The organism is Plantactinospora sp. KBS50 (genome assembly GCF_002285795.1).
GTDB lineage: Bacteria > Actinomycetota > Actinomycetes > Mycobacteriales > Micromonosporaceae > KBS50.
Genome location: NZ_CP022961.1, coordinates 1406782 through 1419811, shown reverse-complemented (window position 1 = coordinate 1419811; position 13030 = coordinate 1406782). Strand labels below are relative to the sequence as shown.

13 protein-coding genes and 2 pseudogenes are annotated in these 13030 nt (G+C 75.0%); 6 read left to right on the top strand and 9 right to left on the bottom strand.

Going from position 1 to position 13030, the window contains the following annotated elements:
* Position 1: 1 nt before the first annotated feature.
* Positions 2-1429 (top strand): hypothetical protein, encoded by a 1428-nt coding sequence (locus CIK06_RS06500; RefSeq protein WP_232534058.1) that lies wholly within the window; start codon positions 2-4, stop codon positions 1427-1429.
* On the opposite strand, the gene CIK06_RS06495 is transcribed toward CIK06_RS06500, so the two are convergent.
* On the bottom strand, positions 1401-2483 hold the full coding sequence (locus tag CIK06_RS06495; RefSeq protein WP_095567620.1) for an NAD-dependent epimerase/dehydratase family protein: 1083 nt from the start codon (positions 2481-2483) through the stop codon (positions 1401-1403). The two genes, CIK06_RS06500 and CIK06_RS06495, sit on opposite strands and share 29 nt — an antisense overlap.
* A gap of 113 nt (positions 2484-2596) precedes the next feature.
* Between CIK06_RS06495 and CIK06_RS06490 the strand changes: the two are divergent.
* Together CIK06_RS06490 and CIK06_RS06485 are read left to right on the top strand one after the other, a co-directional pair.
* A pseudogene (locus CIK06_RS06490) lies at positions 2597-3318 on the top strand (response regulator transcription factor).
* Positions 3311-4471 (top strand): ATP-binding protein, encoded by a 1161-nt coding sequence (locus tag CIK06_RS06485; protein ID WP_095564050.1) that lies wholly within the window; start codon positions 3311-3313, stop codon positions 4469-4471. The pseudogene CIK06_RS06490 and the gene CIK06_RS06485 overlap by 8 nt, the downstream one beginning before the upstream one ends.
* Here the strand turns inward: CIK06_RS06485 and CIK06_RS06480 are convergent.
* Both CIK06_RS06480 and CIK06_RS06475 read right to left on the bottom strand, forming a co-directional pair.
* Entirely contained in the window at positions 4419-5753 is a 1335-nt protein-coding gene (locus tag CIK06_RS06480) for a HAMP domain-containing sensor histidine kinase (protein WP_095564049.1), read from the bottom strand. The two genes, CIK06_RS06485 and CIK06_RS06480, sit on opposite strands and share 53 nt — an antisense overlap.
* Positions 5750-6450, bottom strand: a pseudogene (locus CIK06_RS06475) (response regulator transcription factor). Before CIK06_RS06475 ends, CIK06_RS06480 begins: the two are co-directional and overlap by 4 nt.
* Before the next feature lie 163 nt (positions 6451-6613).
* Between CIK06_RS06475 and CIK06_RS06470 the strand changes: the two are divergent.
* Positions 6614-7036 carry a hypothetical protein gene (locus CIK06_RS06470; RefSeq protein ID WP_095564048.1) on the top strand — a complete coding sequence of 141 codons (423 nt, stop codon included), beginning with the start codon at positions 6614-6616 and terminating at the stop codon, positions 7034-7036.
* A complete protein-coding gene (locus CIK06_RS29150; protein WP_157756634.1) occupies positions 7033-7179 on the top strand; it encodes a hypothetical protein in 147 nt (48 codons plus the stop codon). The genes CIK06_RS06470 and CIK06_RS29150 overlap by 4 nt, the downstream gene beginning before the upstream one ends.
* 7 nt (positions 7180-7186) lie before the next feature.
* Here CIK06_RS29150 and CIK06_RS06465 read toward each other — a convergent pair whose 3' ends face one another.
* The 4 genes from CIK06_RS06465 to CIK06_RS06450 all read right to left on the bottom strand — a co-directional run bounded on the left by CIK06_RS06465 (position 7187) and on the right by CIK06_RS06450 (position 11112).
* On the bottom strand, positions 7187-7990 hold the full coding sequence (locus CIK06_RS06465) for an FAD:protein FMN transferase (protein ID WP_095567619.1): 804 nt from the start codon (positions 7988-7990) through the stop codon (positions 7187-7189).
* Between the two features lie 38 nt (positions 7991-8028).
* Positions 8029-8565, bottom strand: a complete 537-nt coding sequence (locus CIK06_RS06460; RefSeq protein ID WP_095564047.1) for a hypothetical protein — start codon at positions 8563-8565, stop codon at positions 8029-8031.
* 16 nt (positions 8566-8581) lie between these two features.
* Positions 8582-9997, bottom strand: coding sequence for a ferric reductase-like transmembrane domain-containing protein (locus CIK06_RS06455; RefSeq protein ID WP_232534057.1), 1416 nt, complete (start codon positions 9995-9997; stop codon positions 8582-8584).
* 452 nt (positions 9998-10449) lie between these two features.
* The gene (locus CIK06_RS06450; protein WP_095564046.1) at positions 10450-11112 is read right to left on the bottom strand and encodes a MerR family transcriptional regulator; all 663 of its coding nucleotides are present in this window, start codon (positions 11110-11112) and stop codon (positions 10450-10452) included.
* 89 nt (positions 11113-11201) lie between these two features.
* On the opposite strand from CIK06_RS06450, the gene CIK06_RS06445 reads away from it, so the two are divergent.
* Positions 11202-11693 carry a DUF4188 domain-containing protein gene (locus CIK06_RS06445; RefSeq protein ID WP_095567617.1) on the top strand — a complete coding sequence of 164 codons (492 nt, stop codon included), beginning with the start codon at positions 11202-11204 and terminating at the stop codon, positions 11691-11693.
* 37 nt (positions 11694-11730) lie between these two features.
* Here the strand turns inward: CIK06_RS06445 and CIK06_RS30680 are convergent, their stop codons facing one another.
* Together CIK06_RS30680 and CIK06_RS30675 are read right to left on the bottom strand one after the other, a co-directional pair.
* Positions 11731-12249 carry a peptidoglycan-binding protein gene (locus tag CIK06_RS30680; RefSeq protein WP_232534056.1) on the bottom strand — a complete coding sequence of 173 codons (519 nt, stop codon included), beginning with the start codon at positions 12247-12249 and terminating at the stop codon, positions 11731-11733.
* Positions 12246-12860, bottom strand: coding sequence for a peptidoglycan recognition family protein (locus tag CIK06_RS30675; RefSeq protein ID WP_232534055.1), 615 nt, complete (start codon positions 12858-12860; stop codon positions 12246-12248). Before CIK06_RS30675 ends, CIK06_RS30680 begins: the two co-directional genes overlap by 4 nt.
* Between the last annotated feature and the right edge of the window lie 170 nt (positions 12861-13030).

The following is a 13030-nucleotide window of genomic DNA, read 5'->3' as shown; positions in this document are numbered from 1 at the left end:
CATGACGCCACCACCGCACCGCAGCCCACTGCCCCACCTCGTCCAGCCCCACCTCACCCCGCCCCGCCTCGTCCTGGCCGACCTCGTCGTGCTCGGCCTCGAACTCGGCCTGCTGGCCGTCGCCGCCGGGGTCGGCGCGCTGCTCAACGCCCGCGGCGTCGGGCTGCACGCCGACGCCGCGCCGCTGTACGCGGGCTGGGCGCCGCACCTGGGATGGGGCACCCCGGCCGCGCTCGCGCTGGCCGCGGCGACCGTCCGCTGGGGGCCGGCGCTGGCCCGCCGCGCGCCGTGGCGACCGCTGCTGGCCGCCGGGTACGCCGCCGCGGTGGCCTGGACCCTGGCGCTGGCCCTGGTGGACGGCTGGTCGACCGGGCTGGCCCGGCGGCTGACCCCGCAGGCCGAGTACCTGTGGGAGGTGCCCCGGATCACCGACATCCCGGCGATGCTCGCGGGATTCAGCGGGCGGATCCTGGACTTCCAGCCGGGTTCCTGGGCCACCCACACCGCGGGCCATCCGCCGGGCGCGCTGCTGGTGTTCGTCTGGCTGGACCGGCTCGGCCTGCCCGGTGGCGGGCCGGCGGCCCTGCTCTGCGTGCTCGTCGGGGCCACGGTCGCGGTGTCGGTGCCGGTCACGCTGCGGTCCCTGGGTGACGAGGCCGCGGGCCGGGCCGTGCTGCCGTTCCTGGTGCTGCTGCCCGGCGCGGTCTGGGTGGGCGCCTCGGCCGACGGGATCTTCGCCGGGGTGGTGGCCGCCGGGCTGGCGCTGCTGGCGATGCCCCGCCGGTGGACCGCGCTGCCCGCCGGGCTGTTGCTGGGCTTCGCGCTCTACCTGTCGTACGGCTTCGTGCTCGTCGGCCTGCTGGCCGGCGCGGTGCTGCTGCTCCGCCCGGCCGGCGCGGTGCGCACCCTGCTGCCGGCCGCCGCCGGGGTGCTGGCCGTGGCGGCGGCGTTCACCGTCGCCGGCTTCGACTGGTGGGTGGGCTACCGGCTGGTGACCATCCGGTACGACCAGGGCTGGGCCGCGGACCGCCCGTACGGCTACTGGGTGTGGGCGAACCTCGCCGCGCTGGTCTGTTCGGCCGGTCCGGCCGCGGTGCCCGGCCTGCGCCGGGCGGTGGCCACCCTCTGGCGTACCCGCCCGGCCCGGACCACGCTGCCAGGCTGGGCCACGCGGCCGGGCCGGGCCGAGCCGGCGGGCCGGGCCTGGGGCGGCCCGGCGGACTGGTTACCGGTCGCCGCCGCGGTGGTGGTGCTGGCCGCCGATCTGTCCGGGCTGTCCAAGGCCGAGGTGGAACGGATCTGGCTGCCGTTCGCGGTCTGGCTGCTGGTGGCCGCCGTCCGGCTGCCGCAGCGGCACCACCGCTGGTGGCTGGCCGGGCAGGCGGCCACGGCGCTGGCGATCAACCACCTGCTGCTGACGGTGTCCTGACCCGCGCCGCCGGCCGGAGCGGGTCGGTGGCGAACGCGGCCACCCCGGCCGCGAAGGACGTCTCGGCCACGAACCCCAGCCGGCGGGCGGCCCGCCGGGGATCGGCCACCACGTGCCGCACGTCGGCCGGCCGGGCACCGCCGACCACCTCGGGCGACGGTCCGCCCATGGCCGCGGCCAGGGTGCCGGCCAGTTCGCCCACCGTGTGCGGCTCCCCCGAGCAGACGTTGACCGCCTCGAAGCCGTCGGCGGGCGGCGCGGCCCGCAACGCCAGCAGGTTCGCCCGGGCCACGTCGGTGACGTGCACGAAGTCCCGGCGCTGGCGGCCGTCCTCCAGCACCCGGGGCGGCCGCCCGGCGGCGAGCGCCGAACGGAAGATCGAGGCCACCCCCGCGTACGGGGTGTCGCGCGGCATCCGCGGCCCGTACACGTTGTGGTAGCGCAGCGCCCACACCGCGCCGCCGGTCTGCCGCGCCCAGGCCGCCGCCAGGTGCTCCTGGGCCAGCTTGGTGGCCGCGTACGTGCTCTGCGGTCGCAGCGGCGCGTCCTCCGGCACCAGCTCCGGTGCCAGCGGGAGGCCGCACCGCGGGCAGCCCGGCTCGTACCGGCCGGCGGCGAGGTCGGCGCCGCGGCGCGGGGCCGGCGGTACGTCGCCGTGCTCGGCGCACCGGTAGCGCCCCTCGCCGTAGACCACCATCGAGCTGGCCAGCACCAGCCGCGGTACGCCGGCGGCGTGCATGGCGGCCAGCAGCACGGCGGTGCCGAGGTCGTTGTGCGCGGCGTAGCCCGGCGCGTCGGCCGGGTCGAGGCCGTGCCCCACCATGGCGGCCTGGTGGCAGACGGCGTCGACGTCGCGCAGCAGGCCGGCCAGCCGTTCCGGGTCGCGCACGTCGCCCACCACCAGCGGATGCCGGGCGGTCCAGTCCGGCGCCGCGGCGCCGTGCGCCTCCGGCAGCAGCGCGTCCAGCAGCACCACCTCGTGTCCGGCCGTCGCCGCGAGGTCGGCGACGTGCGAGCCGACGAATCCGGCCCCACCGGTGATCAATATCCGCATCCGGTTCACGCTAGGCCCGGATCGTCCCGTACCGGGCGGACCGGCGCCAGCCGTAAGGGACCGGAAAGACTTCGCCGGTCGGCGCCCGGCCGCGACGTGGCTACGCTGCCAGGATGGTGGGGAACGCGACGACGGCCGGGCCGGACCGGCGGGTGCTGGTGGTGGACGACGACCGGACCGTGAGCGACGTGGTGTGCCGCTACCTGGACCGGGCCGGCTACCTCGTCTCGCACGCCGGCGACGGCGCCGCCGCGCTGGCCGCGGTGGACCGCGGCGCCCCCGACCTGGTCGTCCTGGATCTGATGCTGCCGCAGGTCGACGGCCTGGAGGTGTGCCGGCGGCTGCGCGCGCAGGCACCCACGCTGCCGATCATCATGCTCACCGCGCTCGGCGACGAGGCGGACCGGATCCTCGGGCTGCAACTGGGCGCCGACGACTACGTGACCAAGCCCTTCTCCCCCGCGAACTGGTGCTGCGGGTCGGCTCCGTGCTGCGCCGGGCCGGCACCGAGGCGGCGCCGGCCGGCCGGGAACCGCTCGGCGACGGGGACCTGACCCTCGACGCCGGTCGCCGGGTGGCCCGGTTGCGCGGCGCCGACCTGGCCCTGACGGTGCGCGAGTTCGACCTGCTGCTGTTCCTGCTCCGGAACCCCGGCCGGGCGTTCCGCCGGGCGGAGCTGCTGGACCGGGTCTGGGGCTGGCACTTCGGCGACCAGTCCACGGTGACCGTGCACGTGCGCCGGCTGCGGGAGAAGATCGAGGACGATCCGGCGGCGCCCCGGCGGATCGTCACCGTGTGGGGCGTCGGCTACCGGTACGAGCGCGCCGATGCGTGACCTCGCGCTGATCTTCGCGATGGCGCTGCTCGGCGCCGGCCTGGTCGGCGTCGCCGGCGCCGCGGTGCTGCGGCTGCTGCCGCCCCGGTCGATCACCGTGCACCTCGGGGTGCTGCTCGCCACCACCGTGGCGGCCGTGGTGGCCGGCGTGGTCGTGGTGGCCGAGGCGATGTTCCTGTCCGCGCACGACCTGGAGGTGGTGCTGCTCACGGTCACCGCCGCGGCGGCCGTGAGCCTCGGGCTGGGGGTGCTGTCCGGGCGCCGGCTGGCCGCCGCCGCGGTCTGGGCCGAGCAGGCCCGGCAGCGGGAGCGGCAGTTGGAGAAGGGCCGGCGGGACCTGGTCGCCTGGGTCTCGCACGACCTGCGCACCCCGCTCGCCGGGCTGCGCGCGATGGCCGAGGCGCTGGAGGACGGCGTGGTCGACGACCGGGCCACGGTGGCCGAGTACCACCGCCGGATCCGGGTGGAGACCGACCGGATGGCCCGGCTGGTGGACGACCTGTTCGAGCTTTCCCGGATCAACGCCGGCACGCTGCGGCTCACCCCGTCCGCCGTACCGCTGCGGGAGCTGGTCTCGGACGCGTTGGCCGGCGCCGCGCCGCTGGCCGCCGCCCGGCGGATCCGGCTGGTGGCGGCCGACTCCGGGTGGCCGGTGGTCACCGCCAGCGAGCCGGAACTGTCCCGGGTGGTGGCGAACCTGCTGCTCAACGCGGTCCGCTACACCCCGGACGACGGCACCGTACGGGTCGAGGCGGGCCGCGAGCCCGACGCCGTCTGGCTGGCCGTGGCGGACACCTGCGGCGGCATCCCGCCGGAGGACCTGCCCCGGGTCTTCGACGTGGCCTTCCGGGGTGAACGGGCGCGCACCCCGCGGCAGGCCACCGCGACCGCGACCGGCGCGGCCCACCCCGGAACGCCAGCCCACCCCGGAACGCCAGGCCACCCTGGACCCGTCGGCCGCCCCGGGCGGGTCGCCGTCGCCGGCGCTCCGGGACCGTCCGCCGGCTCCGGTGGCGACCCTGGTGCCGCCGGCGGGCTCGGGCTGGCGATCGTCCGCGGGCTGGTGGAGGCGCACGGCGGCCGGGTGGACGTGCAGAACGTCACCGGCGGCTGCCGCTTCGTGGTCCGGCTCCCCTCGCCCGGCCACTCCTGACCGCCGCCGGAGCGCCCAGGTCGAGCCGCACGACGGTGCCGCCACCCGGATTCGGCTCCGCCGACAACGCGCCGCCGGACTCCGCCGCCGTCCGGGCCGCGATGTCCAGCCCCAGCCCGGTGGAGCCGGCACCGCTGCGGCCCCGGGTCATCAGCAGCCGGTCCGGCAGCCCCGGACCCCGGTCGGCCACCTCAAGCCGCGCCCCGCCGCCGGGCAGCCGGCACAGCCGGACGGTGCAGCCGGCGCCCTCCGGGGTGTGCGCGAACACGTTGTCCAGCAGCGCGTCCACGGCCGCGGCCAGGGCGTCGGCCGTGATGCCCACCGGAACGGGACCCGGATCCAGCTCGACGCGCACCTCCCGGCGCTCCTCGTCGGCCAGCGCGGACCAGAACGCGACCCGGTCGGCCAGCACCCGCGCGGCGTCGCACCGCCCGCCGGGCGCCGAGCCGCGGGACGCCCGGGCGGTCCGGATGATCTCGTCGACCGACCGTTCCAGCGCGGCCACGTCGCCGAGCACCCGGTCCCGGTCCGTGCCCTCGGGCAGCCCTTCGGCGTCGATCCGCAGCGCCGTCAACGGCGTGCGCAGCCGGTGCGAGAGGTCGGCCACCTGTTCCCGCTCCCGGGCCAGCAGCTCACCGACCCGACCGGCCAGCAGGTTGAGCCCGGCGCCGACGGCCCGGACCTCGGCCGGTCCCTCGCCGGCCGCCCGGGCGTCCAGTTGCCCGGCCGCCATCCGGTGCGACACCGCCGCGACCGCGGCCAGCGGCCGGACGAAGCTGCGGGCCAACTGGTCGGCGACCAGCACGCTGACCACGACCAGGCCGGCGCCGAGCAGGCCGAGCACCGCCCAGGCACCGGCAACGCCCCGGTACAGCTCGGCGTCCGGTACGACGGTACGGATCACCGCCGTGCCCTCGGGCAGCCCGCCGACCGCCACGAGGATTTCCCGGCCGCCCGGTACCTCGTGCGCGACGCTCTGCCCCGCCGCGACCGCGCTGTCCACCGTCGCGGACCGGGCGGCCGGCGCGCCGACGGTCCCACCGTCCGGCAGGAACACGGTGACCCGGTGCGGGTTGACCGCGTTGACCTGCGCGACCGTGGCCGACAGCTCCTCCGGATCGGTCGAGGCCACCACCGGGGCCAGCGCCTGGGTCTCGACCGCCGCCGAGCTGACCGCCCGGTCGGCGGCGGAGGACCGGACCAGCATCGCCAGCGGAACCAGGAACGCCACCACCACGAGCAGGCTGGTGGCGGCGACCAGCAGGATGAGCCGTACCCTCACGGCCGGCCGCGCCGCCCCGGTTCGCCGGCGGTCAGCTTGACCCCGACCCCGCGCAGGGTGTGCAGGTAGCGCGGGTTGCGGGCGTCGTCGCCCAGCTTGCGGCGCAGCCAGGACAGGTGGACGTCCACGGTCTTGTCGGCGCCGCCGGTGCTGTTGCGCCAGACGTGCCGGAGCAGTTCCTGCTTGGTGACCACCGTCCCCGCCCGGGTGGCCAGGTAGCCCAGCAGGTCGAACTCGCGGGGGTCAGCTCCACCGGGCGGCCGTCGACGCTCACCTGCCGGGTGCTCAGGTCGATCCGCAGGCCACCCAGGCTGATCGGGGTGGCGGTGGGGTCGGTGCCGGCCCGGCGCAGCACCGCGCGGATCCGCGCCTCCAGGTGCGCGGCGCCGAACGGCTTGCACAGGTAGTCGTCGGCGCCGTGGTGCAGGGCGCCGACGATGGCCGGCTCGTCGTCCCGGGCGGTGGCCACCACCACGGGGGTCGCGCTGACCGAGCGCAGCATCCGGAGCACCTCGACGCCGTCCACGTCCGGCAGCCCGAGGTCGAGCACGACCAGGTCCACCGGATCCCGGTACGCCATGGCCAGCCCGGTCATCCCGTCGGCGGCGTGCAGCACCACGTGTCCCAGCTCGGTCAGCGCCCGGATGAGCGCCCGCCGGATCTCCGGGTCGTCCTCGATGAGCAGCAGCCTGGCCACCCGGACACGCTAGCCGGCCGCCGGCCGCGACGCGCCAGCCGGACGACCGGATCCGGCGGTCTGGTTGTCCGGGTCCGGCCCGCGACGCCGGCGCGGACACCCCGCAGGGACATCTAAGGGGCACTTAACCTGCGGTTAGGGCGCGATGTGCGATCGTGGGCCGATGTCCGGTCCGCTGCGCCGCCTGGCCACCAACCTGGTCGCCTGGTTACTCGGCGCCGTGGTGTCGGTGACGGTCGGTGTGCTGGCGCTGACCCGCGTGGACGAAGGGTTGGCCAACGGGGTACAGCCGCTCAGCCCGGATTCGGTGACCCGCGGGCTGCCCGATCCGCCGTCCGCGGCTCCCAGCCGCACACCGCGGCGCGGCGCGACGTCGGCTCCGGCGCGCAGCCCGAGCCGGCGGGCGACCAGCGCGCCGGGCCGGCCGGCCCCCTCCGAGCCGTCCGTACCGGCCACGCCGCCCGCGCCGCGGGCCGTCGAGCGCACGTTCACGGCGCAGGGCGGTTCGCTGCTGGTCCGCTGCACGGCCGGGCTGGTCTACCTGGCCTCCTGGAGCCCGGCCCCGGCTACCGGGTGCTGGACGTGACGCGCGGGCCGGCCGGCGAGGCGGAGCTGACCTTCGCGGGCGAGCGGAAGGTGGTACGCATCGAGCTTCGCTGCGTCCGGGGCGTACCCGAGGCGACCGTCAGCGTGCGGGGGCGCGGGCCGGGAAACGACCGCCCGCACTGAGAGCCGGTCAGGACCCGGCGCCGCGGTCGTCTGCGGGGCCGTCGTCGGCGGGGCCGTCCTCGGCGGAGGGATCGTCGGCGGAGGCGTCGTCGGCCACCGGCAGGCCGGCCGAGCTGAAGCCGCTCAGCTCGTCGGTGATCACGCCGGCCTCGTAGCCGGCCGGCAGACCGGCCAGCCAGCCCAGCCCGCCGGCGCCCATCGCCAGCCCGGCCGTGGCGTACGCGTCGGCGATCCCCAGGTCCGGGCCGGTCACGGTGACCGATCCGAGTCCGCTGGCCGGTACGCCCCGGCGCGGGTCGATCACGTGCCGGCCGCGCTCGTACGTCCCCGAGGTGGCGATCGCCAGGTCGGTCACCTCCAGCACCCACGCCACCCGGTCGCCCTCGACCGGGTGCCGGATGCCGATCCGCCACGGCTCACCCGGCCGCGGACCGCCCCGGGCCCGGATGTCACCGCCCGCGTTGATCCAGTGCGCCGAGCTGCCGGCGGCGAGCAGCCGGTCCGAGGCGACCTGCACCGACCAGCCCTTCACGTACCCGGACGGGTCGAACCGGCCGGTCGCGTACGCGTCGAAGTACCCGTCGGTGCCGCGCCACAGGTCGGCGCAGGCGTCGAGCACGTGCCGCAGGTCCGGCGAGCACTCGTCGATGCCCAGCTCGCCCCGGTGGAACCGGTTGACCTCGCTGTCCTCCCGGTACGTGCTGAAGCGCCGGTCCACCTCCCGCAGCCAGTCGAACGTCCGCTCGGCCAGCTCCGCCAGGCGCTCGGTCGGCAGCGGGTCGCTGAGCTGGATGCTGATCGCCGTACCCATGATCTGCTCGACCCGGCGCAGGCCGCGGGCGGCCACGATCAGGCCTTCGCCTTGTCCAGCGCCGACTGGAGGGACGACTTGTACGCGCCGCTGGTCAGCGTGGCGCCGCCGACGGTGGAGATGGTGGAGGTCGTCTTCGCGGCCACGGCGCGGGAGTTCAGCGTCGGCACGGCGCCCTCGTTGACCGCCCTGGTGGTGGGGTCGTCGGTCGGGTAGCTGGCGCTGGCCTTGGTCACCACCCCGCCGGCGACGGTGATGGTCACCCGGATCGTGCCGTACTCGTGGGTTACCGGCGCGCCGGTGTACGTACCGTTGCGCAGGCCGGCCGGTTTCGGCCCGGCCGGTGTGGCGGTTTTCCCGCCCGCCCGGGTCGGCGACGCCTTGGCCGTCGGCGTCCCGGCCGGTGCCGCGGACCCGTCGCCGGTGGGCGACCCGGACGGGCTGTCCGCGCCGGCCGCGCCCGCGGTGTCGACCGTGAGCTGCGCCTCGCCCTGGGCCGGCTGGCCGAGTTTGGCGCCGATCAACAGCGACGTGCCGATGGTGGTGCCGAGCAGGGCGAAGACTGCGCGACGCACGGGGGAACCTCCGGGGTCAGAATTCGAACGGGTCGAGGTGAATCTGGCGGCGCGGCACCCGGAGCCGGCGCAGGGTCCGGACCGAGGTGTTGACCAGCCCGGACGGCCCGCACAGGAAGACGTCCCGGTGCCGGATGTCGTCGACCAGTTCGCGCATGCCCTTGGGGGTGAAGAGGTAACGCGGCCCGGCGTCGTCCCGGGAGCCGAGCACGTACCACACCTGCGCCTCCCGCTCCCGGGCGAGCCAGTCCAGCTCCTCCCGGAACAGCAGTTCGTCCTCGTTGCGGGCACGGTAGATCACCACGGTCTGCGCCGGTAGCTCCTCCAGCAGGGCGCGGATCGGGGCGATGCCGCTGCCCCCGGCGATGAGCAGCGCCCGGGGCCGGCGCCGGCGTTCGGCGGTGAACACCCCGGACGGCCCCTCGGCGAAGATCCGCACGCCGGGCCGCAGCCCCCGCAGCCGCTCGGTGTGGTCGCCGACCACCTTGATGGTCAGCCTGAGGAAGTGCTCGTTCGGTGCGGCCGAGAGCGAGAACGGGTGCGCCTGCCACCAGCAGCCGAGGGTGAGGAAGCGCCACCGGAAGTACTGCCCGGCCCGCGCGTCCAGCCCGTCCAGCCGGCGCCCCGAGATGTACACCGAGATCATGTCCGGCCCCTCGGCGGTGACCCGGGCCACCCGCAGCCGGTGCCGCAGGTTGAACCAGGCCGGGGCGACGATCCGTCCCCAGATCAGGCAGAGCACCACGAAGGCGTACAGGCCGGCCCAGTACCACGTCCCGAATCCGCCGCGGGACAGCTCCCGTCCGGTGGCGAACTGGTGGCCGTAGCCGAGCAGCAGAATGAGGTAGCTGGTCAGATGCAGGAAGTACCAGAACTCGTACGGCAGGCGCCGGCGCACCGACCGGATCGCCAGCAGGCTGATCCCGATCAGGATCCCGGTGGCCAGCGTGGCGCTGACCATGTCCTCGTACGTCGTGATCATCGACCAGGCGGTCGGCAACAGCGGCTGGGCGGCGATCCGGCTGTAGCCGACCACGATCAGCGCGACGTGGCCGAGGATCATGAACAGCAGTGCGCCGCCCAGCTCGCGGTGCCAGATCAGCAGCGAGTGGGCGCCGATCCACCGTTCCAGCCAGCGCACCCGGCTCATCAGCAGCACCTGGGTCAGCAGCAGGAAGCCACCGACCAGGCCGGTGAGCCGGCCGCCGGCCACCAGGATGTCGGCGACGCTGCGGATCGAGCCGGTGGGTGTGTTCAGCCACCACAGTTCGACGCTGGTGGCCAGCGCGCACCAGAACACGATGGTGAACAGCAGGCGACCGCTGTGGTCGTACACGTCCGGGACGTCGATCTCGCGGTGCTGCGCGCTCCGCGGCCGGTAGGCGTCCTTGACCCGGTACGTCCGGTCGGCGCCGCGCGGTTCGGTGGCCACGCCCGCGCCCCGGTCGGTCGGTCGGCCGGGGCCGGCCGACGGTTCCTGCCAGCGGGCGGCATCGCGTCCGAGGGCCGGCTTCGGCCGCCGCGGCCGGTCGGTCACCGGCTCCGGGGTACGGCGGGGTTCGGCTGCCGGGCGGCGGGGCTCCGGGGTCGGACGGCGGGGTTCCGCGGTCGGACGGCGGGGTTCCGCGGCCGGCTCGGCCCAGTGGTAACCGCCGCGCCCCCGCCCGGACCCCCGCCCGGAAGACCCGTCCGTCTCCGCACCGGGATCAGCGCGCAGGTCGCTCACCCAGTCGGACAACGGCTCCTGCGTCGCCAGGTCCCGATCCACGGGACAGGTGTACCGGTCATCCTGCGCATAACACCAGACGGGTACACCGTCTTTGCCGACAATTAAGGGTGACTTGGCTGCCGGATAAGCGGACCCGGCGGTGGGTCACCGCGCCGTCACCCGGGTGGTTTCCCGCCGTCGGCGCCCGGCGCCGCGCCGAGCCGGCGGGCCGAGGCGTCCTGCTCGGCGAGCAGTCGCAGGCCGGTCAGCAACGCCTCGCCGAGCACCGTACCGATGACCACGCCCTCGACCATGGCGGCCGGGTCCCGGCGGGCCACCACCACGGCCAGCTCGCGCCGCGCGACCGCGGCGGCCGCCTCGGCGTACGTGTCGAGCAGTTCGAGCAGGTCGTCCTGGCCGAGCGCGCGGAGCGCGGACACCGCCTCCGCCACCCGGTCGATGCCGCCGGCCTCCGGGTCCACCTGCCAGCCGTGCCGGCGTACCAGTTCCAGCACCTCGGCGCGGGCCCGCCGGCGGTCCGGGTCCTCGGCCGCCGCGTCGACCGGCGGCGCGATGGCGTACTGGGCCATGCCGAGCAGGTGGTGCGGGGCAACCTCGCGGGCGTCGACGGCGGCCAGCACCTCGCGGGCCCGGGCCACCGGCAGGCCACCCACCCCGATCAGGGCGCGGATCAGCCGCAGCCGCCGCAGGTGTTCCTCGGTGTAGTCGGCCTGGTTGGCCGCGCTGGCCACGCCGGCCGGCAGCAGCCCCTCACGCAGGTAGTACTTGATGGTCGCCACGCTCACCTGGCTCTGCCGGCTGAGTTCGCCGATCCGCATGAGATTTCCCCTTGCCAACTCCGACGTCGCCATGGATAGTATCACTATCCGATAGCGGATAGCGCCACTATCTATCTTTGGAGTGTGTGATGGCACCCGTCACCAAGGGCCGGATGACCGCGGATCTGTCGGGCGACTTCGTCGTCTTCCTGATCGGCATGCGCGTGAACAAGCCGTGGAAGCTGCACAAGTGGATCCCGGTGGCCAAGGCGATGCTCCCGATGCTGCGCACCCTGTACCGCAACCGGGACCTCGGCATGCTCGGCTCGCACACCTTCCTCGGGATCCACGGCCCGATGCTGGTGCAGTACTGGCGCAGTGTCGAGCACCTGGACCGCTTCGCCCGGGACACCTCGCTGCCGCACCGCCCGGCCTGGCGGGCGTTCAACCGCCGCGTGGGCACCGACGGCGACGTCGGGATCTGGCACGAGACGTTCGAGGTACGCGCCGGCGCGTACGAGTCGCTCTACGCGAACATGCCCCCGTTCGGGCTCGCGGCGGCCGGCCGCCACCTGCCGGTGGCCACCAAGGGCGAGCGGGCCGCCGAACGCCGGCAGGCCGGCAGCGGCCAGTCGTCGTGACGCGCTGGCCCGCTGCCGGCCCCCGGCTGGCGGTAGGTCAGTGCTTCCGGAACGACTGCCGGACGATGCCGCCGACGATCGCGCACCAGGTCTCGGTGCTGACCTTGCCGTTCGGGGTGAGGCCGTGCAGCCGCTGGATGTCCTGCACCGCCTTCATCGTCGGGTGGTCGTACTCGCCGGTGACGGTGACGTCCAGGTAGCCCTTGTGGTTGAGGATGTACTGCACCGCCTGCACCGGCAGGCCACAGGCGTGCTTGTCCAGTTCCGGCGCCAGCGTCTCCCAGGTGGGACCGGTGAGCGTGGCGTCCACGTCCACCGGTAGGCCCTGGCTCGCCTGCCAGGACTGCACCGCCGCGACGGTGGCGGCGTCGAAGACGCCGCTGATCGGTACGGCGTACCCGCGGAAGGCCAGCAGGTACTGCGCGACCTCGACCACCGGGCCGCCCACGAACTGCCAGATGTCCGGCCAGCGCCGGGCCGGGATGTCCCCCGTCGGGGTGCCGAGTTCGGCGGCGATCCGCCGGCGCAGGTCGGGGAACTGCCGGTAGAAGGTCACCCCGGGCACTCGGTCTCGCGGAAGTCCCAGTGCCCGAAGATGTCGTGCGCATGCAGGCCGAACTGCTGGCACACGGTGACGCAGAGCCGGACCAGCGAGTCGAGCAGCGCCGCGGGCGGCGCCTCGGTGATGTACGTGCCCTCGTTCTCGATGCCGATGGCGTTGCCGTTCTCCCCCGGACAGTGTGCGGCGATCACCTGGTGCTCGCCGGCGGCGAGCGTCTCCAGGCTGCGGTGCCGTCCCTCCAGGACGTACCCGCCGCGGCTGACCGTGAAGTGCTGCCCGGTGTCGGACCAGCCGTTGCCGTCCATGTGCAGGTCCTGGCAGTCCCGGGCGAGTTGCAGGGCGTGCTCCCGGGAGTAGTCGGTGACGTTCGGGAACGCCATGTGATGCAAAATGATCTTGTTGGTGATGTTGCCGGTGATCTGGATCGTGCCCGCGGGCGGGCGGGCGCCCCACTGGTCGCAGCCGATGATCCAGGACAGGTCCGCGTCGGGCGCGGCCATCGCGGCACCGGCGGTGCCGAGTTGGGTGCCGACCACGGCGAGCGCCGCGCCGCCGAGGCCGGCCCGCAGCAGGGTACGTCGATCAAGCTCGGACGGAACGGACATGAGCGTTTCCTCCAGGCGGGCGAGCGGTCGGGATCGAGGCCGGGCGATGAAAAACATCTACGTTCACAAACGCCTGCGTGGAGGATATTGCCGCGTGACGCGGAACACCAGACCTTGCCCGGCGGCTATACAGGCGTATAGTCCGCTGTTGGGACGAACAATCGACGGCA